This is a genomic window from Salinimicrobium oceani (assembly GCF_012037645.1).
On sequence record NZ_JAAVJR010001378.1, the window covers coordinates 1 to 318 of the forward strand.

Here is a 318-nt window from a genome sequence, read left to right on the forward strand (position 1 = left end):
TCTCCCGCAGGAATGACAACATTTTCGTTTGCCAGGGCCTGGGAAATCTGTTGAATACTTACCCCATAAGCAGCCATACTTTGAGGATCAATATTTACTTGTATCTCGCGAACAGGACCTCCTTGCAGATTAACAGCTCCAACCCCGGGTACCCTGTTAAGGGGGGTGACGAGTTCATCATCCAGAATTTGACGTAAGTTGGGATAACTTTCTTCGGCAGTTGCCGCAAGGATCACTACCGGGATACTACTGGAGTTAAACCTGTAAATTATAGGTTCATCTATATCATCTGGTAAAAGAGGTTGAGCACGGCTAAGT

1 protein-coding gene is annotated in these 318 nt (G+C 45.6%); it reads right to left on the reverse strand.

Annotated elements, in window-relative coordinates:
- A partial coding sequence (locus HC175_RS22285; RefSeq protein ID WP_168140024.1) for an efflux RND transporter permease subunit occupies positions 1 to 318 on the reverse strand: 318 nt, incomplete at both ends.